This window comes from Bacteroides sp. AM44-19 (assembly GCF_003603395.1).
Classification (GTDB): Bacteria; Bacteroidota; Bacteroidia; order Bacteroidales; family Bacteroidaceae; genus Bacteroides; species Bacteroides uniformis.
This window is the reverse complement of the sequence record NZ_QTNB01000007.1, coordinates 137,301-163,967: the sequence shown is the minus strand read 5'-3', so window position 1 is coordinate 163,967 and position 26,667 is coordinate 137,301. Positions and strand designations below refer to the sequence as shown.

Annotated in this window: 16 protein-coding genes; 4 read left to right on the top strand and 12 right to left on the bottom strand. The window is 44.1% G+C overall.

All coding sequences use genetic code 11. From position 1 onward, the window contains the following. Positions 1-181 precede the first annotated feature (181 nt). The 10 genes from DW947_RS12665 to DW947_RS12620 all read right to left on the bottom strand — a co-directional run bounded on the left by DW947_RS12665 (position 182) and on the right by DW947_RS12620 (position 15,826). Entirely contained in the window at positions 182-2,518 is a 2,337-nt protein-coding gene (locus DW947_RS12665; protein WP_044468059.1) for a beta-glucosidase, read from the bottom strand. 13 nt (positions 2,519-2,531) lie between these two features. Continuing rightward, positions 2,532-3,728 carry an esterase gene (locus DW947_RS12660; RefSeq protein ID WP_044468058.1) on the bottom strand — a complete coding sequence of 399 codons (1,197 nt, stop codon included), beginning with the start codon at positions 3,726-3,728 and terminating at the stop codon, positions 2,532-2,534. 35 nt (positions 3,729-3,763) lie between these two features. After that, entirely contained in the window at positions 3,764-5,305 is a 1,542-nt protein-coding gene (locus DW947_RS12655) for a DUF1593 domain-containing protein (protein ID WP_005834667.1), read from the bottom strand. 21 nt (positions 5,306-5,326) lie between these two features. Continuing rightward, positions 5,327-6,874 carry a RagB/SusD family nutrient uptake outer membrane protein gene (locus DW947_RS12650; RefSeq protein WP_005834665.1) on the bottom strand — a complete coding sequence of 516 codons (1,548 nt, stop codon included), beginning with the start codon at positions 6,872-6,874 and terminating at the stop codon, positions 5,327-5,329. Between the two features lie 20 nt (positions 6,875-6,894). Then, positions 6,895-9,951 (bottom strand): SusC/RagA family TonB-linked outer membrane protein, encoded by a 3,057-nt coding sequence (locus DW947_RS12645; protein WP_005834663.1) that lies wholly within the window; start codon positions 9,949-9,951, stop codon positions 6,895-6,897. 74 nt (positions 9,952-10,025) lie between these two features. Beyond that, positions 10,026-11,042 carry a GRP family sugar transporter gene (locus DW947_RS12640; RefSeq protein ID WP_005834661.1) on the bottom strand — a complete coding sequence of 339 codons (1,017 nt, stop codon included), beginning with the start codon at positions 11,040-11,042 and terminating at the stop codon, positions 10,026-10,028. A 35-nt stretch (positions 11,043-11,077) separates the two neighbouring features. Beyond that, positions 11,078-12,502: an L-fucose/L-arabinose isomerase family protein gene (locus tag DW947_RS12635; RefSeq protein ID WP_005830248.1), complete on the bottom strand. Its 1,425-nt coding sequence runs from the start codon at positions 12,500-12,502 to the stop codon at positions 11,078-11,080. A gap of 38 nt (positions 12,503-12,540) precedes the next feature. After that, positions 12,541-14,019, bottom strand: coding sequence for an FGGY-family carbohydrate kinase (locus tag DW947_RS12630; RefSeq protein WP_005830250.1), 1,479 nt, complete (start codon positions 14,017-14,019; stop codon positions 12,541-12,543). 48 nt (positions 14,020-14,067) lie between these two features. Then, positions 14,068-14,991, bottom strand: a complete 924-nt coding sequence (locus DW947_RS12625) for a transketolase family protein (protein WP_005834658.1) — start codon at positions 14,989-14,991, stop codon at positions 14,068-14,070. 1 nt (position 14,992) lies between these two features. Further along, the gene (locus DW947_RS12620) at positions 14,993-15,826 is read right to left on the bottom strand and encodes a transketolase (RefSeq protein WP_005830255.1); all 834 of its coding nucleotides are present in this window, start codon (positions 15,824-15,826) and stop codon (positions 14,993-14,995) included. Between the two features lie 254 nt (positions 15,827-16,080). Here DW947_RS12620 and ribB point away from each other — a divergent pair, with 254 nt between their 5' ends. Then, a complete protein-coding gene (gene ribB / locus DW947_RS12610; protein ID WP_005830259.1) occupies positions 16,081-16,695 on the top strand; it encodes a 3,4-dihydroxy-2-butanone-4-phosphate synthase in 615 nt (204 codons plus the stop codon). Between the two features lie 7 nt (positions 16,696-16,702). Then, positions 16,703-17,464 carry a DeoR/GlpR family DNA-binding transcription regulator gene (locus tag DW947_RS12605; RefSeq protein WP_005830261.1) on the top strand — a complete coding sequence of 254 codons (762 nt, stop codon included), beginning with the start codon at positions 16,703-16,705 and terminating at the stop codon, positions 17,462-17,464. A 79-nt stretch (positions 17,465-17,543) separates the two neighbouring features. Here DW947_RS12605 and DW947_RS12600 read toward each other — a convergent pair whose 3' ends face one another. After that, positions 17,544-19,070 (bottom strand): MutS-related protein, encoded by a 1,527-nt coding sequence (locus tag DW947_RS12600; RefSeq protein ID WP_005830263.1) that lies wholly within the window; start codon positions 19,068-19,070, stop codon positions 17,544-17,546. Positions 19,071-19,208: 138 nt separating this feature from the next. Here DW947_RS12600 and DW947_RS12595 point away from each other — a divergent pair, with 138 nt between their 5' ends. After that, positions 19,209-20,312 carry a glycoside hydrolase family 43 protein gene (locus DW947_RS12595; RefSeq protein ID WP_044467387.1) on the top strand — a complete coding sequence of 368 codons (1,104 nt, stop codon included), beginning with the start codon at positions 19,209-19,211 and terminating at the stop codon, positions 20,310-20,312. An 81-nt stretch (positions 20,313-20,393) separates the two neighbouring features. Here DW947_RS12595 and DW947_RS12590 read toward each other — a convergent pair whose 3' ends face one another. Beyond that, positions 20,394-22,391 (bottom strand): glycoside hydrolase family 2 protein, encoded by a 1,998-nt coding sequence (locus DW947_RS12590; RefSeq protein ID WP_005830268.1) that lies wholly within the window; start codon positions 22,389-22,391, stop codon positions 20,394-20,396. Positions 22,392-22,635: 244 nt separating this feature from the next. On the opposite strand from DW947_RS12590, the gene DW947_RS12585 reads away from it, so the two are divergent. Then, positions 22,636-26,646: a hybrid sensor histidine kinase/response regulator transcription factor gene (locus tag DW947_RS12585; protein ID WP_057281385.1), complete on the top strand. Its 4,011-nt coding sequence runs from the start codon at positions 22,636-22,638 to the stop codon at positions 26,644-26,646. The last annotated feature ends 21 nt before the right edge of the window (positions 26,647-26,667 follow it).

The window sequence follows — 26,667 nt, the reverse complement described above, 5'->3', positions numbered from 1 at the left end:
ATAGGGATTTATATCGTAAGTAGGACACGGAGGGTATTAATTTATCTTATTACCAAATAAAAGAAGAAGCTACCTCATAACTCCGAGGCAGCTTCTTTCCCAATTTTACCCAATTACAATTAATTTACCTAAGCACTACAAATCAACCTAATCACAACCAAGAATAATATTATACTCACCTTCAGCGTTTTATCGTATTAACAGTCTCTTGTGGTTTCAATATGTCATTTGTTTTTTCCACAACTGATACCACATCAACATCAAGTACAGCCTTAATATCCTTGGAAGAGGTTCCAATCAAAAACTTATAATTTCCAGCATCCACTACCCATGAAGAAGAAGCTTCATCATAAGAAGCCAAATCCGTAGTGTTCAGTTTCAAAGTGGCAGTAACAGTCTCACCTGGCCTCAATTCCTTAGTTTTGGTAAAAGCTTTAAGTTCTTTTTCCGGTTTGTTCATCTGAAACCTATTGGGAGCGGAGACATAAAGCTGAACAACCTCTTTCCCTGCAAACTTACCAACATTCTTCACATCAATAGAAACAGAATATATACCATTATCAACTTTGACAGACGGATTGACATACTCGAATGTTGTATACGAAAGACCATAGCCGAAAGGATAAGACACTTGCTTTCCGAAACTATCGAAATAGCGATAACCGACAAAAATATCTTCTTCATAATCCGTATAGTCTACATTCTTCACTGAAGATCTTTTGTCCTCCTTATTCCTCACATCTGTATTAGCCCTAGCATCCATAGGAAAATTGGTCGAAGAAGCAACGTCCATCAACTTGTTCGGGAAAGTCATTGTCAACTTACCCGATGGAGATACCTTACCGCTCAACACATCCGTCACACTATTTCCACCCTCCTGTCCTGCCTGCCAAGCCAGCAAAATAGCATCCGGTAGTTTTTTCCAAGAAGCTGTTTCGATTACACCTCCGATATTCAATACCACCACCACTTTCTTCCCAGCAGCATGGAAAGCTTGGCTGACGGACTTCAGCAGTTGCAATTCTTCCTCGCTCAGTTCAAAATCACTGACATTACGGTCTACAAATTCACCGGAAGTACGTCCCAGCGTAACCAATGCAACATCCGCTTTAGCAACTTGTTCTGACAACACCTTTGTAGTAGGGATAAGTTCTGTCGGGCGAGGTACCGGCATAAATCTGGAGAAAGGCTGAGACGAGTCAGGAGTATTTTTCTTATTCTCGGCCTCAATATACTGTTCATAATCGGCCTTCAATGCTTCATCTATCTGGTATCCAGCATTCTTCAAACCATCCAATAATGAGACTGTATAGGCACGATTCACATTACCTGAACCGGTACCTCCTGCTATGAAATCATAGGAAGTACACCCGAAAAGAGCTATATTTCTGACCTTCCTTTCAAATGGCAAGGTTTCGTTATTATTCTTCAACAAAACCATTCCTTCAGTCGCTGACTGGCGGGTAACTGCTGCGTGCGCCTTCAAATCAGGTTTATTGGAATATTTGTATTCTTTAAAATGAGGAGTTTGGAGAATAAGTTCAAGAACACGCTTCACATTACGATTCAGTATGGATTCATCCAATTTTCCGGATTTCACTCCTTCGATAATCATATCATACTGGTTAGCCCTTCCTGGTTGAAGCATATCATTACCTGCTATCATCTGAGTCACGGCATCCTTCCCTCCAAACCAGTCAGTTACCACCATACCCTCGAAATTCCACTCATCACGCAATAAAGTGGACAGCAAGTCTGTATTCTCAGAAGCATAGGTGCCATTAATATGATTGTAGGAGGACATTACTGTCCATGGTGCCGATTCCTTCACTGCAATTTCGAACCCCTTCAAATAGATTTCCCGTAAGGCACGAGGAGTGATACGAGCATCATTAGCATTCCGATTGGTTTCCTGGTTGTTAACAGCAAAATGTTTGATGGAAGTTCCCACTCCGTTGCTCTGTATCCCTCTAACATATGCAGCAGCTATCTTGCCAGACACTAACGGGTCTTCGGAATAATATTCAAAATTACGCCCGCACAAAGGATTCCGATGGATATTCAAAGCAGGAGCCAGTAAAACATCCGCACCATATTCCAACACTTCATTACCAATTGATTTTCCAACTTCCTCTACCAAATCCTGATTCCAAGTAGAAGCAAGTAACGTACCGATAGGAAAATGTGTACAATAATAAGTAGCAGAATCCCCTTCGCGGATAGGATCTATACGTAAACCTGCAGGTCCATCAGCCAACACAATGGCAGGAATTCCCAAACGGGGTATCGGATAAGTAGTACCTGCTGCACCGGGAACCAACTTCTTTGTAGTGCCAATCACCGTACTGTCACCCGAAGTACCCACCATTCCGGTACCGATAACCAAATGTGCCTTTTCTTCCAAAGTCATGGCACCAATAACATCCTCAACGGAATCTTTACCCAGTTGGGGAGCCGCCGGTCCACAAGCGCTCAAAACGCTTGCGACCAACAGCAGACTGAATAGTTGTTTCTTCATGGTGTGTTATGATTTATTTGAACAACTTGGGAGCAAATACAGAGAGATAAATACGCCAGCAAGTCCATACATGCCCACCGGGAGTTTCCATAAACTCATACTTATATCCCTTCTTATCCAAATCGGCGCGATAGGCGGCATTGTTCTTATACAGGAAATCGTCTTTGCCGATACCCAGCCAGTAGAGTTTAGGAGCTTTTTCAAACTGGACAGCCAGCTTCTTGTCCATATCCTGATAAACCGGGCTATTCCGCTGGCCTGCACTCTGGACATTAAGAGCGGCAGAGAACAAACCTACATAATCGAACATATCGGGATAGTTCAAAGAAATATTGGCAGAATGAAAGCCACCCATTGAAAGGCCTGCAATGGCACGGTGTGCCTTGTCTGCCTGCACACGGTAATTACTTTCTACGAACTTCACAATCTCGGGGAAATAGGTTTCAAATGCACCGTCCATGGTTCCGTTCTTCATGTGGTAGGGCTTATAGTAACCCAGGCTGCTTTCACCCGGTGCAGCTTCCATGGCGGCATGTCCATTGGGCATCACGACAATCATCGGTTCAGCCTTGCCTTGTGCTATCAGATTATCGAGAATCTGTGCCGCACGTCCGAAAGTAGTCCATTCGTCTTCATCACCGCCCATGCCATGCAACAAGTAGAGCACAGGATATTTTCTGTTACCGGACTGTTCATAACCCGCCGGTGTGTAGATGTTGATACGGCGATCCATTTTCATGCCATCAGAGTGATACCAACGGTGGGCCAATGTTCCATGAGGCACTTTATTGACCTTATATAAATCAGCCTTGCCATTCCCTACGATGAATACATTGCTTGTTGTGGCAAAGTCACGATAGACATAAACATTGTTGGGGTCTATGGTCGGTACGCCGTCTACCATGAATTCATAACTGTAGAGTTCCGAGTCCAGCGGTTTGGTGGTATAGGTCCAGATTCCTTCGGCATTCTTCGTCATGTCTATCAGGCCTGCGCCCACCATACCGCCAATGTGTTGTCCCTCCGCCCTTTCGGCAAAGTCACCTGCAATCTGTACCTTCTTGGCATCGGGAGCCTTGAAGTTAAAAGTCACTGTGTTGTCTTTATTCACGATTGCAGACTCGAGGTCTTGCGCAACAAACAAGTTCTGCTGGGCAGACATTTGCAGTCCACAAGCTGCCATAAATGCAGCCAATATAATCTTTTTCATTTCAGTTCTTCAAATTAAAGTTCATTGATTCAAGTTCATTCTGCCACTGTAATAATCAGGCGGTGATAGCGGTTCATCTGTGGCGTACCGTTATCCGTAGCTTCCAAAATCAAGTGGATGGTATCACCGGGGTTGGCATCAGCCGGAACAGTAAAAGCTGTATTTGCAGAAGCAGGGTCATCTACCGTTACTTTGCCCCGATATGTACCGGCTGACACATACTGCCACCATTTAATGGTAAGGGCATCCTTATCCGGATCGGTTACAGTGTATTTAAGTTTCAGCTTCTCACCCGGCTTGGCACTCATGGCAAGCGCCCCTTTTATCACCGGCTCATGATTTGCGTCGGCATAGTTTGGAGTGACCGACCATTTAAAGCGGGCAGCCAATCCATTCATTACCGGAGCTGTGAAGTCGGGCAAAGGATAGTGCTCGGCTCTATACTTCATCTGCTCCATGCGCGGAAGATTCTTCACCGAATCGGGAAGGACGGTTCTTCCACCGCACCATCCCCCATAAGTGGGGTCTTCGTGACCACGCAGGCCGTTACCTATCAAATTCAGGAAACAGTAAGTATCGCCTTCAGCCAGATAGGAGCCTTTCGGCTGGATTCCGGTCCAAACCACATAGCCTTGCTTTTTCAATTCATCAACCGTATAACCCGACAAACCGAAGAAATCGAACTTATCACCTTTCACCATCTGCTTACCGTCTCCCCAGACCCGATACATTTCACCGAAAGGACCTTTACTGCGGATGTTCTCCTGCATCCATTCCGGAGAGTAGAAAACCTGATTTTCCTTGGAGGCTCTTAACTGTGCATTATAAGCCAGGCCGACTGTCATCCCCCCCATCTCCATTTGTCTGAGTTCCGGCCAGAAAGGTCGGATATACCGTGCATACGTATCATCCTGATCACCCGAAAGGGAAAGGACCACTTTTCCTATTATCTTCTCACGGATGCCTTTCCAGGCATCGGTATGCTCATAAATATCCTGAATGGACTTCAAGGCACGGGCGATGGTGCTGCCACCTCCCCAAGCATTGATGAATACCGGATCCGTACAATCATCGAGCAATACAGCTTTAATCAGCTCCGACCCCGGAGTGTCCTTGGAAATATCACCGTCGAACTCGATATTACCGATACGCACTTTAGACTTCAGGTATTCGGGAGTCGGATAAGACGGGTCGTGCACTTTCAGATTGGGATATACTTTCTCGTAAGCTTCCACGGCATCGTCAATGAAACGTTCATCCGGATCCCAACGCCAGCTTTCCATAGGTCCGTAGTCTATGCCATTACGGGAATATTCACGTCCAGGCACATACCACTTCGTGCCGTGCCCGTCACCTTTCCAATGGAACTGGCTGCTGGCATAAATCAAGCCTTCCACACGGAAATCCGTACTGAAAAGCAGGAAACGTATCAAAGAGTTCAGGTCATCAAGTTCCGGGTCACAAGTAATGATGACACGCGGTTTTGACGATTTTTCACCGGGCGTCTGCTGTCCGCTCATGCAAACCGGCATCACAGCCATAAGGCCTGATAGGAATAAGCATTTTAATTTATTCATAAACTAAGTTTTATTGATTAATTACCAACCCGGGTTCTGGGTCATATTCTTATTGACATTCATTTCAGTAGCAGGGAACGGAAGCAGTTCATGCTTACCGCTCTTGAAGCCGGCAGAAGCATTTTTCTGTTCATCCCAACTTACACGGCCGTCTTTGTAAAGAGCCGGTCTTTCCTGCCCTCTCTTGGCAAGTACCGTAGCAGCATCACCCCACCGAATCAAATCCTGGTAACGGCAGCCTTCCATCCAAAGCTCCAGACGCTTCTCTTTCTTGATATCATCCATAGAGACGCTGCCCAATGCAGGCAACTGGGCACGGTCACGCACTTTATTCACATATCCGGCAGCCTTACTTGCATTTCCGGACTGAAGACTCGCTTCAGCAGCAAGCAGCAGAACCTCGGCATAACGCATGGCACGGGTATTGTTAGGACAACGCAACCACCAATAGTTGATGACATCTGCTTCATAAACACGGTATTTCCAGCTGAAGTAACCGGCATTGTCCGGCATATAAGCTATGGCATTGCTCAATGAGATACCCATATCCTCCATTTGCCGGTATGTCTTGATAGAGGCATTCAAGCGATAAGTATCTCCCATTTCGACAAACGCATCGTAGCTTTCCTTCGTCGGATTAAAAAATCCCCAGCCGCCATGAGAATAGATTTGAGTAGGCTCATTGAATGCAAGCATGTCTCCACGCCAATGCACATATACCCAAATCATGTTACTCATAATGCCGGTAACATTGTTGGCGTCGTAAACATAATTACTTTCAAACAGACTTTCACAATTCGCCTCGCCTTTGGTAGTCTGGATATTCTCATAATCACTGTAAAGGTCGTACTTCCCGCTATTGATTACCTCATCCAAAACTGTAACAGCAGCACCATAATTCTTCTGGAATACGTATGCCTTGCCCAACAAGGCTTGTGCAAATTGTTTGGTGATACGATAGGTAAAGTTGTCCAAGCTTGTCTTTTCCTCCAAATTGCCACTGTTGACAGCTTCGGTCAAATCTTGGTTCACCAATGCCCAAAGCGCCTCTGTATTACCATTTGCCTGGGAATATTCGTTTGCTTTCAACGGATGGTCCACCAACGGCGGAGTTCCCCAAAGACTGATCAATTCGATGTAGGACATCGCACGGAAAACCTTTGCCTCTGCACGTGCACGAAGCTTAACCTCAGAATCATCGCCTACATACTGCAAAACAATGTTGGCGGCATAAATCACTTTATAAAGATTCGTATACAACGTTTTAATATGGGAAAAATCAGAGTCGAACGTATAAGTCGACAGCAACTGTGCACTGGCAGCCGTCCAGCTTTCCCCTGCCGAATAGCAATCGTCAGAAAGAAGATTCTTCAGCCAGAACGCAGGCGCATAGGTGTCCTTCCAATTGCTATAGCAGGCTATAATGGCTTCTTCCGCATCGGCATCCGTTTTATAGAAATTTTCGAAAGTGCTTACCCCATGCTGCGAAATATCCAGATTGTCCTCACAAGAGGAAAAGAAAGTGCAGCCGGCAAGTAACAGACTTGATAAAATATATTTTGCTTTCATATTTCGTATTGAATTAAAGATTAAAATACTACGTTAAGACCGAGCACGACTTTCTTGCTGGACGGATAAGAGCCCATATCCAAACCCATCGCATTGCCTGTACTCGTAAATTCAGGATCAAATCCGGGATATTTGGTAAATGTGAAGAAGTCGTCTAAAGAACAATACAAACGAAGGTTACTCAAACCCACCTGCTTCAACAAATTCTTAGGCAGGTTATAGCCCAACTGTATCTGCTTGATTTTAAAATATGAACCGTCGAATACAAATTTGGAGCTCTTTAAATACTTATCATAATTGCTGGGATTGGAACGGGCATATTTTGCATTGTCTCCCACAGCAGTCCACCGTCCGTCATAGAATTCCTTCAAGGTATTCGCTTTCATACGGGAAGTACGGTTATAGCCGGCAAACACATCATTGCCATGAGAACCGGAACCAAAGATTGTCAGGTCAAGGCCTTTCCAGGCAGCTGTCAAAGTAATACCATAAGTAAAGTCGGGAATGGCAGAACCGATTTCTGTCTGGTCGGCATCTCCAATAATGTCATCATCATTCTTGTCTTTGAATATTGGGTCACCCGTTTGCGGATCAATACCCGTGCACTCATAACCGCGCATGTACCAAATGGGATGTCCTTCTTCAAAATAATTCATAGTGCCGATACCTGCACTTGTTGTACTGGCAATACGCTCCAATGTTTCATGAAGATAAGTTACTTTATTCTTCAAAGTAGCGATGTTAGCTTTTACACTATAACTGAAATCTTTGATATGATCACGCCATGAGAGTTCAAACTCAAATCCGCTGTTCTTGACATTTCCCGCATTCATAGGTGAAGTAGTGTTACCCACAATCAAAGAAGGAGTAATACCGGTTACAATCAAGTCTTTGGTTTTCTTCTCATAATAGTCAAATCCGAAGCTCAAACGGTCATTCAGCATCCGGAGGTCAATACCCAAGTCTATCTGTTCGGAAGTTTCCCACTTCAAATCATAGTTACCGGTTGCAGATGGCAACGAACCTGTTTCATAAGACACATCACCGGACATTGGATAATTGATTCCAGACAAAATCGTAGCATCATACATATAGTCTGCCAAACCGGCGATACTACCATTCTGTCCCCAGCTTGCACGCAACTTCAAATGAGAGATTGACTTGAGGTTTTCCATAAATTTCTCGTTGGAAAGTACCCAGCCGACAGACACAGCCGGGAAATAGCCCCAACGTTTCTGCAAAGGAAGGATAGACAAGTCGGCTGCATCCGCACGAAGGGTGAATTGGGCAAAATACTTGCCTGCATAGTCATAAGATGCCCGGCCAAAGTAAGAAAGATTGGCATACCTCCGTTTCTCTCCACCACTTACCGTACGGGTGGCAGTACCGGTCCGAAAAGCAAAATAGGCATAATTGGGATCCAACTTGGTAATACCCAAATCAACCTTGTCGCCGGAACGGCTACCATTGATTCCTCCCGTCACTCCAAAGGAAGTATTGGAAGAATAGGACATACCAAGCATCACGTTTACATTGTGCTTATCTGCAAATGTCTTGGTATAGTTGGCAAAGTTTTCCCATTGCCAGTACGTGGTGTTGGAGCTTGTCGCACTTACCGATACATAGTCCTGATAAAGGTCAGAGCAGGTAATGTTAGGCATAACATAGCCGTAGGAATTGCTGTAAGTATAACGGTATCCCAAACGTGAAGTGATGACCAGCTCTTTAATCGGAGTAAAATCCAGATAAGTGGAGCCGCTGAACACAAAACCATCTCTTTTCGTTGTACCACGGTCACGCATAATATACGGATTGATATTATTGGAGTCACCATAAGGGGAAATAGAATAATAATCACCATTGGCATTCTGAAGCAAGGTATGCCCTTGGTTCATATAATTAATCATAGTGTCGGGCAGTTTATCCGGTGTATAGGTAACTGGAGTAAGAGGGTCAAGCTGAATGGCAGACAGCATCAAAGAACCGGTTGCTGAGCCTTCGCTTACAGACTGTACATGATAACGGGAAAATGAATTGTTTGTCGTGAACTTCAACCAATCCTTTACTTTATAATCTGCATTGACAGTGCCGGTAATACGGTCAAAAACGTCCTTATTGCCTACAATGGGACCATTGTTGCTTAAATAAGAAAGCGATGCAAACAGTGAACCATTATCATTGGCCCCTTGGAAATTGACATTGTGACGTTGCATCATGGATGATTCAAACGTTTCTTTCACCCAATCAGTATTTGTCTTTCCATCCCAATACCTATCTATTGTTTCTCTGGGAATAAGATTGCCTTCAGTCATATAATTGACGTATTCCTGAGCATTCAGAATATCAGGAGTACGACCCAAAGACTGGGAGGACAACTGGAAATCATAAGAAATACGGCGGACTCCCTTTTTTGCCTTCCGGGTGGTAATCAAGACAACACCGTTACCGGCCTGGGCGCCATAGATAGCAGCAGAGGCAGCATCCTTCAATACTTCCATACTCTCAATATCGTTCGGATCGAGGTTGCTGATGTCTTTCGTACGCAGACCATCGACTACATACAAAGGATCTGAGCTGGCATTACTGCTATATCCACGGATACGAATGGCGGGATTCGAACCAGGAGCCGCAGATGCAGAAATAATTTGCACACCGGCTGTCTTACCCTGCAAGGCCTGCTCGGCATTGGTAATGGTACGATTTTCAAAATCTTCAGCCTTTACGGAAGAGATGGCCCCCGTTACGGAGCTTTTCTTCTGTACACCATATCCCACTACAACCACTTCATCCAAGGTCTTGTTATCTTCTTTCAGTACTATATTCATAGTACCCGCAGCGGCTTTCTTTTCCTGGGTCACATAACCTATATACGAAAAGACGATAGTGGCGCCCTCATTCACCGACAAGGTATAATTACCATCCAAATCAGTTATGACACCATTTGTCGTACCTTTTTCCAATACACTTACACCAATCATCGGTTCATTAAGTTCATCGGTGATTCTGCCAGATACACTTACATGTTTCTGTGCAAAAACAGATGTCATACCTACCAAAAGGAACAGCACCAAGACCATTAACCTTTTCTGTTTAATTTGTCTTACAATCGTTTTCATTTATTATTATTTTGGGTTAACAATGAATTAAAATATCAGTTTGAAAGCGTAATCAGTACCAGCCCCACAACAAAGAGTACAAACATAGTCGCAATCATAGGTACAGTTCCTTTGGGAGCTCCTTTGAACTCTTTCCATACAAAGAATCCCCAAATCATGGCTACCACCGGTGCGGCATTGCTCAGCGCATAGGCTATGGCCGGATTGGCTGATCCGGCTCCCATAAAGCTGACCACCATACCGCTCATCCAGATAAAGCCGCCCAACATACCGATCAGGTGTGTACGGGTATCACCTTTCAGATAGTCCTTCATTGTGACCTTGTTTCCTTGAGCCGGATGACTCATGGCAAACGTATTGAAAATGGGAGTAGTGATAAGGACACCGGCGGCAAAGCAAAATACGCCGGTATAGGGAGTCAGTGTTCCCGTACCACCCGCAACATACTGGGGATCGAGTGATTTTACAACCAATCCATAGAAAAACATGATGGCCAATCCTGCCACAATAGCCAATAAGATACCTTTTTTAGGGGTGGATGCCTGACTCGCCGACATCTTTCCATAAGCCTTCCCGCAAATGCAGATGGCTACAATGATAACAACTACCCCTATCCAAAGCAATGCCTGGTTTCCGGGGTATACTTCACCGGCCAAAGTTATCAGCAGATAATTAAAAATTATACCGCCTATCCAGGCTAAGCCTCCGCCAATGGGAAACCCTATCGACATACCGGCCACAGCGATGGCTGCCGTCAGAAAGATATTACCGAAATTCCAGACAATACCACCCAACAGTGCATACTTCATACTGTTCCAGTCCATTGCCGCCAAGTCCTCAAAGAAAGTACGGCCTTCACTTCCCAAGCTTCCCAATGTCAGAGCCCCCAACAGAGCCGTGAAAAACAAACCGAAAGCCAAGTCCCAATAGAAAAGCTCGAAACTCCAGCTTTTCGAGGTCACCATCTTCTGCGTATTCGCCCAAGAGCCCCAACAGAGGCAGCAATAGACACAACACAGAATGGCCAAAATATAGTTGTCAACAAGTATCATAATTTATCTTCTGTTGTTTACCGTGTGTTTACTTTTCATTCATGCACATATAGATTCCAGCCCAAATAGTCCTCGATGGCTTCGTTCAGAATTTCCTTCACATCATTGCGAACCATAGCCACATGATGTTCAAAACCATTTTTACAAATATACTTCATCAGAGTCTGCAAGTTATTCACCTTGGTGACAGCTATGCATCCATCCATTCCATACGGGTCATCCGTGATTTCACCAGTACCCAAATAAGCCTTGATAGCGCCTTTTGTATCATCTGTGGAAATACGGAAGAATGTGAAATCACCTTTGGTCACTTTACCATATACGGCACCGAATGTATTGACCTTGCCCAGCGTACGTCCCAAAACGCCCAGTGTACCAAGCTTCAAGTCATTTCTGACAAACGATTTCGGGAAGTTACCGCAATGGGTACATACACATTTGTTCCGGTCTTCTGCAAAATTGTTATTCCAGTCAAGCAATGCCGATTGACCTTGCGCTGCCAATGTCAAAGCATACATGGACACAGCGCCGGCAATATCTACCTCACAAGCGGCAGGAAGTAATTTTTCACCCAGCATACTCATTGTCACACATGCTGCACAACCATAATTTTGTTCCAAAGAGTCCCAACACTGAACAGCAACAGCATCAATCTGATTGGCTTCGATCCAACGTTCTACAGCCACACCGAATTTTGCCTGAAGCACCAGCTTGTCACTATATTCCTTGGGAACTGCCGCATAGCACTTAATTTCTTCAAGCTTCTTCAGCAACTCCGCATCCGTATCCTCAATCTTACGGGCAGCACCGAGTATTTCAGAAAGGTCGACCGGAACGACTGTAATGCCACTCTTCTGTAACAGTTTCTCACTTGCACGTACAGTCTGGAAACCAGCCGGACGAGCACCGATAGCACCGATACGTGCATGGCGCAAGCCATTGACTACACGACAGATACCAGCAAACTTATTGATATCCTTGGCCAGTAATTCGGAGTATATAGAATAGGTGTGTAGCGTGGTATCTGTAAAAGGTATGCCATATTGATACAGATTGTTACAAACAGAAATCTTACCGCAAAAAGCATCACGGCGGCTGTCCAGATCCACCTTGTCGTTCTCGTCGTCACAAGCCTGTACCAAAACGGGGACATTCAAATCGGCCACGCTGATAGCATTGATGATTCCAATCTCAAAGCCAAAGTTGGGCAGGGAAACTATGATACCGTCAATGCGGTCACGATTCTGTCGGAACAGTTCCGCACACTTCAATCCGTCTTCGCGGGTTTCAATACTGCTACTGCCGGTAGGAGTAGCGTCTTCAGGTAAGATCACATAATCATAGCCTTCGTCGGCAAGTGTTTTCAACAATTGTTTGCGAACATCTTTAGCCAATTCTGAATTAAAATAAGCACGAGTGCCGATAATTATACCGAAACACATTCTTTCCTTGTTTTTCATTGTAGATAGTGGGTATTTAAATTATACTTTGAAAATATTTATCTGATTAATTGGTTTACCGCTTTCAACCAGCCTTCACACCATTTTTCTACCTGTGATAGGTTACTTTGCGGCTCTATGCGGTAGCGGCTCCGGCGTAATACGGACACCTGCTCAAAGCTCGTCCATATCTTGCGAGCCATTCCGTTCATTACAACGGCTCCCAAGGCCGAAGCTTCTTCAACATCCGAACAATTGATCGGTACACGTAAGCAGTCGGCCTGGAACTGCATCAGGAATTTATTTTTTGTAGGTCCTCCATCGGCTCTGACTTCTTTCAGCTTTATACCTGCCTGACTGGTCATCGCTCTGACCAAATCATTCACTTGATAGGCTATGGATTCAAGTGCTGCCCTGAGAACATGCGGTTTCCCGGTACCTAAGGTCATCCCTAAAATGGCAGCCTTTACATCCCCTTGCCACCAAGGAGCTCCCAACCCGGCAAAAGCCGGTACGACATACACACCTCCATTGTCTTTTACTGTAGCCGCCAACTCTTCCGCTTCGTCTGGCGAACTAATCATCTGCAATCTCTGTTCTAGCCACTTGATGGTAGCACCAGTACAATGGATATTGCCTTCAAAAGCATAGAATATTTTTCCAAGTGCGGCAAAACCGATGGAAGTGACCAATCCACGGGGAGCAACGGCAGCTTTTTCACCAATATTCACCATCACTGATGAGCCGGTTCCATAAGTGACCTTGCCCAGCCCTTCTTCAAAGCACATCTGACCGGCCAGTGCACCGTGTGAATCCCCCAATACACCGGCTATGACAATAGGATTCTTAAATAATCCTCCCACCGTAGTTTCTCCAAAAACAGCATCACATGGCAGTAATTCAGGCATCATAGTTTCGGGGATGGTAAATAGCTCCAGCAGGTCACTGTCCCATTGCATCGTATGAATATTAAACAAAAGAGTCCTGGAAGCATTGGTATAATCTGTCACATGGCGTTTACCATCAGTCAATTTCCAAATCAGCCACGTATCAATGGTTCCCATCAATAAGTCACCGTTATCAGCAGCCTGACGGGCTCCTTCCACATTGTCAAGTATCCACTTCACACCACTGGCTGAGAAATAAGGATCCAATAGCAAACCGCTTTTCGCCTGTACTATTTCGCTGTACCCACTGGCTTTCAACTCATTACAGATATCAGCACCACGCATGCATTGCCATACCACAGCATTGCATATCGGTTTGCCCGTATGCTTATTCCATACAACCACTGTTTCACGTTGATTGGTGATGGCCAACGAATACATATTGTCTGCCACTTCCTCCTTTATCAGTTCGGCTATACTTTTCTGTACATTCCGATAAATTTCTTCAGCATCATGCTCCACCCATCCGGATTTGGGATAATATTGTTCATGGGTGACATTGACGCGCCTCAGCATTTCACACCTCTCATTGAATAGCATGGCTTTGGTAGCCGAGGTGCTTTGGTCTATTGCAATTATCAGGTTTTCCATTTCAGGTATTATTAAAGGCTAATTGATTTCAAATTTATCGAATCGGAGTTACTTAAGGAAGTCAAGGGCAGTTTTCACGATACCGGATGAGTCGAGTCCATAATGGGCAAAAATTTCCAGGGAGTTCCCATGCACCACATTCTCATCAGGGATACCCAGGATTTTCACCGGTACGGGATGCTCGGATATGATTTCAGTCACCATCGCCCCAAGACCTCCATACTGGCTATGCTCCTCAACCGTGATGATTCGCCCGGTTTCGGAAGCGGCTTTCAAAACAGCTTCCTCATCACAAGGTTTAATAGAGGACATATCCAATACCCGGGCCGAAATACCATATTCGCGTAACTTCAAAGCCGCCTGACGTGTGTGGTATACGGTTTCACCGGTTCCGATAATAGTCAGATCTGTTCCGTCCAGCAACATGTTGGCCTTACCTATGGCAAAATCAAAATCATCATTTTCATAGACATCGGGAACTGCTGCACGACCTACACGTACATAAACCGGTTCGGGATAATCAACCAAAAGCTCAACCAGTTTTTTAGTCTGTCGGGCATCGCAAGGTAACACGATATTCATTCCGGGAAAAGTACGCAGCACGGCAATGTCGTGTAAGCTATGATGGGTAGCCCCCAAAGCTCCGTAAGCTACTCCTCCACTTACTCCCAATATTTTTACGTTGTTCTGGCTATAAGCCAAGTCCACCTTTACCTGTTCCAAGCTACGAGCCACATAAAAACAAGCCGGACCACATACAAACACTTTCTTTCCGCTATGAGCCAACCCGGCTGAAATACCCACAGCATCCTGCTCCGCAATACCACACTCCACGAATTGCTGCGGCAATTCTTTGGCAAAATCATTTAACGTCACCGAGCCACGGGCATCCGTCGTCACAGCAATGATGTCCTTGTCCATCCGAGCCAATGACAACAAAGTGTCGGTGAAACTTTTTCTGCAAGCTATCATATCAATTATATTCTAAATCCTTAATTCTTTCTGATATTTCTTGAATGGCCTGTTCATACTGTTCGTTACTCGGAACCCCATGATGCCATTTAGCTACCCCTTCCATGAAAGATACTCCTTTCCCTTTTGTCGTATGAGCCACCAGCAAATGAGGGTGACGGTTTGCATAATCAATGGAACGGAAAGTCCGGATAATATCTTCCATGTCGTCACCATTCATATCCTTTACCTCCCAGCCGAATGCCGTCCAGCGATCATGGATATCATCAATTCCCATCACATCTTCCGTATTTCCGCTAATCTGCAAATGATTACGGTCTATTATAGCCACCAAATTATCTAATCTATACTGCCGGGCAGCCATTGCTGCTTCGTAGATGGAACCTTCACCCTGTTCACCATCCCCCATCAACACATAGGTTTTATAATCCCTGTTGTCCATTTTGGCAGCTATCGCTATACCTACCCCAACAGACAAACCATGTCCCAAGGCTCCGGTATTCACTTCAATACCCGGAACTCCGATAGTGGGATGTCCCGAAAGGATAGAGCCATATTGTCCCAATGTATCCAAAATGCCTTCTGTTATAAACCCTTTGGATTCCAGCGTCACATACAAAGCCTCCACACAATGCCCCTTGCTCAAAATGAAACGGTCACGCAAATCATCTTTAGGACTGTCCGCATTCACATTCATCACATCAAAGTAAAGAGCCGTAAGAACATTGAGGCAAGACAAATCTCCGCCGATATGACCGGCTTTTGCCTTATAGATAATTTCAATTAATCTTTTTCGATTCCTTTCTGATTGAAGAGTCAATTCTTTTGTTTTCATAGCTTATTTGCTTTCATTTCTTTGCAAAGAAAACAAATAAAAACCACGAAACGAAAGAAAACAAAAGTTTTCCATTGTTTATTAACATGTTTTATAATTAGACCAGGGCGAAAAACGAAACAAATAAATAAAAAAGAGAAAGGAACTACAGTGCAAAAGATAATATATAGAATAAAAAAGAAGAAAAACAGCAAGAATAGACTTTCATTTGACTTTTTCTGACTACCTTTGCGGAAAAATTAAATGATTATACAATGCTCAATACTGTAGACGAAGGAATAGAAGCGGTTCGACAAGGGAAAATAGTGATAGTTGTCGATGATGAAAATAGAGAAAACGAAGGCGATTTTATTGTATCCGGTGAAAAAATAACTCCTGACATTGTTAACTTCATGATTACACACGGAAGAGGGCTTCTTTGTGTACCGCTACCGCGTTCACGTTGCAAAGAACTCCAACTGCCCCCAATGTCGGAAGACAACACTTCCCTTTTAGGCACGCCGTTCACCATGTCCGTCGATCTGAAGGGCTATGGCTGCACAACGGGAGTTTCCGCCTATGACCGCTCCGCTACCATACGTGCTTTGGTTACCGGTAATATAAAGCCCTCGGAACTGGCACGTCCCGGACACATTTTCCCCCTTTACGGACATGAGGACGGAGTATTGGGACGTGACGGACATACAGAAGCATTACTCGACCTGACAAGAATGGCAGGATTGACACCCGGCGGCGCTCTCATTGAAATACTGAACCAGGATGGGACAATGGCCCGCTTGCCACAACTACTTGAAATGGCAAAAAAGTTCCGACTGAAGATTATAGCGATCAAAGATATACAGGATTATCGTAGAAACAACAATATATAAAGTAGATATGGCACTAAACCAAAGAAGAGTCAAGATTCTGGACCTTATCCGCGAAGACGGGCATGCAAAAGTTCAAGAATTAAGCAGGATTTTCAATGTAACGGATGTAACAATCAGACAAGACCTGGAAGCCCTTGAAAAATTAGGGTATATCCAAAGAGAACACGGCGGAGCCTTCCTGAAGGATGTGGGCTCATTTGCAAAAACCGGAAAGGTTTTCAATCAGACCCATATTGAGGAAAAAAGAGAAATAGCCCAAAAAGCAGCGTCGTTTATCAGTGAAGGTGAATGTATCATTCTCGACTCCGGTTCTACTACCACAGAAATAGCCAAACTACTTACACAATACAAAGAGCTGACCGTCATTACCAATGCTCTGAACATAGCACTTATATTGGGCGAAAATCCAGGCATCAACCTCATTGTGACAGGAGGAGAATTCAAAGCACCCACCCTTTCATTGACAGGAAAGATGGCAGCCGATTCACTCAAAGGTTTCCATGCCAACAAACTATTCCTTGCCACAGCAGGAATATCCCCAGACATGAGTCTGACCTATCCGAGCCTCAGCGATCTGATGGTTAAATCGGCCATGATAAAAGCCGCCGAGGAAGTCATTCTGGTAGCTGATTCCTCCAAGATAGGAATTAGTGCATTTGCCAGTTTAGGTTCAATATCTATGGTAAATTCTTTCATCACAGACAGCAATATCTCGGAAGAGAATATCGAAAAGATGAAAGAAAAGAACATAAACCTTCTAATTGGATAACTTAAAAGATTACCCCTTCCAGAAGATATTGAACAGACAATATAGTAACGATTGGAATAAGGAACAATTAGAAGTAAAACTATAAAACATGTTTTTTAGCCAGCCGATACGCTTCCCCGACCACTTCCTTCGGATAACCGCACATCTCGATAATCCGGATGGCATTACGTTCCGTCGCCGGTCCCGGTTTCAGCTTATAATCAAAAGACAAGGTATTGTCGGCAACACATTCACAAAAATGAAACGATTCATATTCGTTCTCAAGTAAGGAAGCCAGTTCAACGTCGTGAGTGGAAGCAAACACGATACTGTTCTTGTGTGCCAAAGCAGATAGCACAGCTTTGGCTATAGCTATCCGTTCCACCGTGTTCGTCCCTTTGAACAACTCATCCAGCAGGAAAAGCTGCCTACGTCCCTTTCCGACCTCCAGCATCTCTCGAACAATCTGTACCTCCTGCAGAAAGAAACTTTTTCCTTCCATCAGACTATCCTCCAGATGGATAGCAGAAAACAATGCGGTATCCATGGGAAAACGAAAACTGCGGGCGAAACAAGTATGGAACACTTGTGCGGAAAGCAGGTTAAGTCCGATAGCACGGATAAAGGTTGTCTTACCAGACATATTGGAGCCGGTAACAAGGACAGAACTGCCACAAAGCGTAATGTCATTGGGGATACAATGCTCTATAAGCGGATGATAAAGGCCCTCTGCATGAAGCGTTTCACCCTCGTCACAAGCTTCCGGAAGAGTATAATAGGGCAGCCCATCCCGAAGCTCGGAAACAGAGCAAAGCGCATCCACCAATCCAAAATAGCGGAAAACCTCTTCAATCTGTTCTTGCCTGCCCTGCAATAGAAAGAAAGCCTTGGAAACCGGAATAACCTCCCGCAGGAAAAACACATTCACCATCTCGATGAAGAAATAAGCAAGAATGGCGATGTCGCTCTCCAGCTTGATACTGAAACGGAAAGTGGAAAGTTGCTTTCGTAACGGACGCAGCGCCTGCAAAGTCTTTTGGATATCCCGATGCACCGATACACACAACGGAATCTGTGCCAGCCTCTCCGCTTGCCTGAGCAGCAGCCATAACTGAGGGATGGAAAAGAAATAGCCCTGAATCCGTGCCTTGCTGCGATAGTGCAATACCATGTTCACCAATACCGATATACACAATAACCCCAGAACGTAAAGCGAAGATGTAACATAAACCATCCCTGACAAAACAAAAGGCACGAACTGCAATATACTTAGCAAACGGTAAAAGCGGCGGGAATATATGGGATGGGAAATGGAAAACAACGATGCAATGGCGCAAGCATCCGGCGTATCCAGTTTCTGCAACTCCGACCGGATTTCTGCACGCAACTCCTTGTCGGCAGAGAGTTCGCGAATCACTTCCTCCTGTTCCGAAATCTCCGAAAGGCGGTTGTAATGCAACAAGTCGTAGAGGTACTGTCGGCCCACACAAGAAGAGGTACGGTCGGCCCATTCGAAAAAGTCATCCAGATTGAGGTCGTCCCAGGTTTTCTGTGACACCAAATGTTCTTTCTCCTTCACCGACCGGTACTCGTGGTATAGCGATATATCCGAAAATGACTGTCCCATCAAAGAATTATTTAGAATGATGCACAAAAATAATGAAAAGCTTGCATTCTATCTAATTTCCTTGCAGCTTTCCCTATATTGTGTTTACTTTGCAGATACAAACACTTTTCGTTACTTCAACATTTAAATTCTAACAAGATGAAGCACACCCTTTTCACATTGGCACTGGTCTTATTGGCTCTGCTGTCAGCATCATGCGGAGATAAGAAGAAAGTAGTATATCAGAACCCACTTCCCATGGCCTTCGGAGACCCGTTCCTCCTGAAAGCTTCCGACGGGAAATTCTATATGTACGGGACGGGGGGAGTACAGAACGGCTTCAAAGTATATTCCTCCGATGACCTGGTGACATGGAAAGATGAGGGTCCCGTCTATCAAGGCGGCACATCCGACTCATGGGCCACCGACTGTTTCTGGGCGCCCGAAGTGTATGAGCGCGACGGCAAATACTACTTATGGTTCAGCGCCAACTGGAAGGAAAACCCCACTCAGGAGCAAGAGAACTTCCGTATCGGCGTAGCCGTAGCCGATAAACCCACCGGGCCTTTCAAAGATTTGTCCGACCGCCCGGTATTCGACCCCGGCTATCCTATCATCGACGCAAACATACTCTTTGACGATGCATCCGGAAAGACCTACCTCTACTACTCCCGCTGCTGCTACAAACATGCCGTCGAGAGCGAAGTCTCAGCATGGGCCAAAACAAAGGGCTGGTTTGACGAGATTGAGGAGAGCTGGATTTACGGCGTGGAGCTGAAACCGGATTTCTCCGGTGTCATCGGAGAGCCGGTAGCATTGCTTTGCCCGCCCAAAACGATGGACGACCCTCAAGCGAAATGGGAGAACCGTTCGGTGACTACACATGAGGTCAACAGACGCTGGACAGAAGGTTCGTATATGGTGAAACACGGGAATCTCTATTACATGCTTTACTCTGCAAACTTCTTCGGAGGAAAGAATTATGCGGTGGGCTATGCAACCTCCCAAAGTCCTTTAGGCCCATTCACAAAGGCTGCCAACAATCCGGTGCTGCAAAAGAACACAGAGCAAGGCGGCATCGTGACCGGAACCGGGCATTGTATGCTCATCGACATTCACAATCGGCTCTACTGTGTCTACCATGGACGCACCGAAACCACCGGTGACGAACGAATGGTATTCATCGACCTCATAGACATCCAACCAGACGGGAAACTGGTAGTCCACGGACCGAATACGGATTTACAGAAAATCACATATTAAAGCTATCAGGCGCAGACTGTACAGCATTTCACGGTTCATTATTCCCCGTGGCTCTCCTATACATTCCGCGCCTGATGAAAATTAAAAAGGACATATCCATACACAACAATCCGCTCCATATTTGTTCCTGACTTCAATTCTATTTTCACCGGTATCCAATACAATGCCTTTCCATTCCAGTACATTTACGGAATCAGGTTTTGCAGTCCCATATGCTTTGCCATTGATATACAATTTGGCAGCTCCGCTATTGCTGAATACTTGCACATCAACGGTTTTGCGGGTTCTGTTTACCAATCGTTTTCCTGCGATATATACAAACTTATCTTCTTGATTCCAGTTTGCCTTATAAAAGTAAAAGGCATCTTTCTTTATTTTCCGGTCGTAAGTCACCAGCCCCTTATCGTTGCGTCCCATAATGGATCCCTCCCTACGGCCTGCCGCCGAAAAGTCGAACATGCACCAGATGAAGTTGCACCACAAGAATTCGCGTTCCTGAAGCTGTTTCCAATTCTCCACATGATAATAAGTCTGCCAGTTTTCGGGATGCCATTGCCCCCACGGTTCCGGATGCCTCAGCGAGTCCTCCTGCTGGAATACGCATGCCCCGGCACCATACTCGCTGATGCCCATCTTCCGCTCCGGATGTGCTGCATGCTCGCGGTCTATCCAGCGCCCCATGTCATCCATGTTGTCGCCATACCAGCCGAAATACTTGTTGAAAGCAATCAGGTCGGTGAATCCGTTGAAGTCGTCATCCTGATTACTGGCTCCCATAGTGGGACGGCTCGGGTCCAACTGACGGGCCAAAGCATGAAGCTCTGCCGCCATACGCGAAGGACGGTCCAGCCAACCGGAATTTATCTCATTGAACAGCCCCCAGAACAAAATGCAGGGGTGATTGTAGTTCTGTAAAATCAGTTCCTTCAATTGCAGGCGCAAGTTTTCATCATAAGCAGGATTATTCACATAAACATTGACAAAAGGAATCTCAGCCCATGCCACCAGTCCCCGCTTGTCCATCTGTTGATGCATGTATTTGGCTTGCGGATAGTGACAAAGACGCACGGCATTGCATCCCATTTCCTGCATCAAGTCCAAATCTTCATCATGGTCTTGCGGATAAAATGCCGAAGCGCGTTCTGCCCTATCCTGATGCCGGTTCACGCCATTCAAGCGATAAGGCTTTCCATTCAGGAAGAAACCTTTCTCCGCATCGGCATGAAAGTAGCGGAAACCTATCTCTTCTTCGCGGCGGTCTATCTCTTTTCCATCCTTACGCAATATCACCACTCCTTTATATAAATAGGGATTCTTCACTCCATCCCACAAATGAGGCCTTTCAAGCACTATGTCCATCATCACCTTTTTATCCTCACCCACCTCTGCACTGGCAACACGGCAAAGCAACTTTTCCTTGTCATATAGTCGAAACTCCACCTCGCAACCGGTCACAGTAGTTTCCCTTGCCGAAAGCAGTGCTTCAATTTTCAAATGGGCCTTTTTCTCCGATACATCGGACTGAGTGAAGAATACACCTGAAGAGGCATAATAAGCAGGTTCTATGCAGACATCCTCCGTCACCAGCAGTTCCACCCCCCGATACAACCCACCAAACATATTGAAGTCGCCGCAAATGGGAGCGACATCCATAGTCTGAGCATTGCTGACACGAATTTCCAATACACTTTCTGTTCCCGGGACCAGGAAATCAGTCAATTCTGCCACAAATGCCGTATAACCACCCTTATGTTGCATCACAAAATGATGGTCGATAAAAATGTCGGCAACCGTCTGTGCAGCCATCACTTTCAAGAAAAAACGTTTGCCCCGATAATGGGCAGGAACAGACAACTTACGACTGTAATTGCATAATCCCCTATAATAATCGGCATTGCCAAACATGCCATCGCCCGCATTCCAAGTGTGAGGCAAAGTAACCTTCACTATTTCCGAAGCAGGTGCCTGAAAACCCCGGTGGAAATTCCATCCTTCATTCAGTGGAATCACCTCTACGGCAAATACACATGTTGACAATATTCCCAAAGAGAATAAAAATAAAATGATGAATCTGTTCATTTTCGATAAAGTATTAGAAGGTTAATCATATTGGCAGGAACCAGTCCTTCCCTGCAAAGGTATGAAATAAATGTTGAATAATAAATGAGAAAAACACTTCAAGACACGCAAGACAACAAACGGATGGCATGTTTAAGACTTATACGACCGCGATGCAACATTACAGACCTATTAATGCAACATATTTACGTTTATTTAAATAAGATATTGCTATCTTTGAGAATTCAATTTCAGATTATATAGTATGTCTTTTACAAACTATTTACACAAATTAGTGTTCCCCCTCATTATTCTGTTACTGGCTTATCTGCCGTTAGCAGGACAAACTCCGTATGTATTTCGCCATCTGAAAGTAGAAAACGGGCTTTCAAACAATAACGTAAAAACCATATTGAAAGACTGTGAAGGCTTTTTATGGATAGGGACCGCCAATGGATTGAACCGATACGACGGATATAGCTTTAAAGTGTATCAACCCAAAGAAAAAGACATCCATTCTTTATTGTCTAACGACATCTGGAACTTACAGGAAGACGGTTTGGGCAATTTGTGGATTGGAAGCGAGGCAAGATATTGTATATACGACCGAGACAAAGACAACTTCATTACCGATATTCCCTCATACCTCCTTAAAATAGGCATCCAGATAAATGGTACCTACAAAGTACATGTTGACAAAAGACACAATTTATGGGTACTGCAAGGCCAAAATGCTTTTTACTTCAATTTTTCTCATAAAACCCTTAAAACATTCAAAATAGAAAACTTTCCAGAAGAAACTCCGGAACTGAGTATCAGCGATGATGGTGAAAACCTATATCTTCTTTGGAATTCGACCTTATTGAAACTAGAGAACAACGCAAAGAAATGTAAACGGGTAGATAACATCAGCTTACCCTCCAACTCTATTATCGAAAAGCACATATACACTGATTATCATGGAGGCATCTGGCTATATTCATATACCGATGAACAAATATTCTATAAGAAAAACATAAAATCGGAATGGAACCAAATCAATCTCCATTCCAAAATAGAGACAAAAAGTAATGCGGTAAGGAGCATACTGGATGACTCGAACGGACATGTCTGGATAGGAACGGACCATAAAGGAGTATTCATTTATGACTACGTAAATGATAACCTTGTCAACCTCCTGAATACCCCTATGTCTTCCACATCCCTTGCTTCCAACAGAATAAATACAATCTACCGTGATGATTCAGGCGTCATTTGGTTAGGAAATTTCAAAAAAGGAGTTTCTTATTATCACGAAAGCTTCCATGAATTTATTGATACCCAGCATAAAGAATGCGGTGATATAGCCTCCATTTTAGAGGATAAGGCCGGAAACATTTGGCTGGGAACAGATGGGAACGGACTTTATGTAAAAGAAAAGCAAAAAGGATTTGCCATTCGCAAACTATCCATCCCCGACATAGCCATCATCAGTCTTCTCGAAGACCATAAAGGACGGATTTGGGCAGGAAGTTATCAAGACGGATTGTTCTGCTATGAGAACAACAGTATTCGCCATTTTACTCCAGAGAACAGCCAACTGCCATACAGTGGCGTATGGAGTATGAAGGAAGACCGATATGGAAACTTATGGATAGGTTATGTACTGGAAACTTTGGTTTGTTTTAATCCGGACGCAAATACTGCGACAAGTTATCTACTACCTGATGGGAATAATATCAATGTACTCAATATCTGTTATGACTATGGAGACAAAATGTATATCGGGACTACATACGGACTCTGTGTAATGGACATCGTGACGAGAAAACCCGAAATGATTTATGCCAATCGAAAAGAGACACAGCCATTCAAGCAGCTCTTCATTTCCACTGTATTCAAGGACGACAGAGATATATTGTGGTTAGCCCATAAACAAGGATTGACTGCCTGGGACTTAAAAAATGATTCACTACACTGGTTCGACGTAAACAACGGATTGTGTGACAATCTCATTAACAGTATAACCCAAGACAATCATGGTAACATGTGGCTTGCAACAAGTAACGGATTGTCTATATTGGAAGTAACCCCAGACACCCAGGAAGGAGTAGACTTTTCTTTCAAGAATCTTTCTACCAGAGACGGATTGCCAGAAAATCATTTCAACTCCCATTCCGCTTGTAAATTGTCCAGCGGAGATTTACTGCTGGGAGGCACCAGTGGCTATACATCTATAAATCCGAACAAGCTGACCGAAAAGAGCCGACCGCTGGCAAAGGTGTATTTTACAAATCTGACCATTGGCAATCAACATATAGAAGTAGACTCAATATATGAAGGGCGTAAACTATTAACAACTGTACTTGGCAGAACCCCATCATTGTCTGTCAGATATGACGATTATTTAATCTCCATCGAATTTGCCGCAGGCGATTTGCTGAATGCTGATAAAATAAGATATGCCTATAAACTGGAAGGATTAAATACCCAATGGTACTATACAAACGAGAACAAAGTAGCTTTCACCACCCTTCCTCCTGGCAATTACAAACTATTGATTAAAGCTTGTAACAGTGACGGTATATGGAATGACGAAGCTAGTGAGTTGAATATAACCGTTTCATCTCCAATATATTTATGTAATGTTGCTATCATCTTATACATATTGTTTGCCATTGGTATAATATCCTATGTAATATACCGATTCAAAAAGCATCACAACATAAGACTGGAGCAACAACGAGCAAAACTGGAGCAAGAACAAAAGTTGCTCCTGAATGAGATGAAGCTAAAGTTCTTTACAAATATAAGCCATGATTTACGTACACCACTGACGCTTATCATTAGCCCGTTACAAATGTTATTGTCAGAAACCCTGGATGACGGAATACGCAAAAAACTAAATACAATCAATAAAAATGCACAACAATTACTTACATCGATAAACTCTCTGCTTGATTTCCGGAAACTGGATGTAGGAGCCGAGACAGCTCATTACAAATCGGGAGATATTGTCAACTTTATCCGCGAGATTTGCAGTACTTTTCAAGAGTATGCTCTTGACCATACCATCAGCTTCTGTTTCATGTGCGAAGTAGAAAACCTGAACATGTCCTTCGATCCGGTTAAAATAAAAAAAGTAATGAACAACTTGTTGTCCAATGCCTTCAAATACACTCCTGATAAAGGAGAAATCAATGTACATCTTTATCGCGAAGATGACAATGTATGCATCTGTGTGGCAGACAACGGACAAGGTATCATAGACAAAGACAAGAAACATATCTTCGAACGTTTTTATCAGGTGCAACAAACTTCGGAAAAAACCGGCAGTGGAATCGGCCTGCATATTGCAAACGAATATGTACATCTACACAAAGGAACAATCTCCGTTACAGACAATTTTCCTAAAGGTTCCGTATTTACCGTTAAATTGCCTATCGTCACATATGCCAGTGAAAAGGAGGAATTACTTCCGGAACTGCTAAACAATGACAAAGCTCCGAATGAACTTCCCGTTCCAAATGCGGAAGAATTGCGGTATACCATCTTGTTGGTGGACGACAACAAGGATTTCTGTAGTTTCATGTCTGAATACCTGTCCGATGAATACGCCATACAGGTTGCCTACAATGGAGCAGAGGCATTGAAGATATTAGAAAAAAACAGTGTCAATATTGTAATAAGCGACATCATGATGCCAGTGATGAATGGAACAGAGCTATGTCGGCAAATCAAAACAAACATGCAATGGTCCCACATTCCCGTTATATTGCTTACAGCCCGTATGGCAGAAGAATACAAAAGTGAAGGATTTGAGCAAGGAGCCGATGACTATATCGTAAAGCCTTTTGACTTCAAATTACTAAAGCTGCGCATCAGGAAATTTATTGAATGGACAGAAAAAAGCCATCGTAAATTCAGTCAGAAAATAGAAGTGACACCTAATGAAATAACAATCACTCCACTAGACGAACAATTTATTGAAAAAGCTATCAAAATAGTAGAAGAGCGCATGAGTGATTCCGACTTCTCTGTGGAAATGTTAGGAGCAGAATTGGGGTTGAGTCGTAGCCATCTCTACAAAAAGCTGATGTGTATCACCGGTAAAGGTCCGGCAGAATTCATCCGGATTATCCGTTTGAAGCGCAGTAAGCAACTTCTAAAGGAAAGCCAGAAACAAATTGCAGAAATTGCCTATGAGGTGGGATTCAGTTCTCCAAAAAGGTTCACTGTAAACTTCAAGAATGAATTTGGAATATCACCATCTGATTACATCCGCAGTCTAAAATGATAACTTGAAACATAAAGGTAT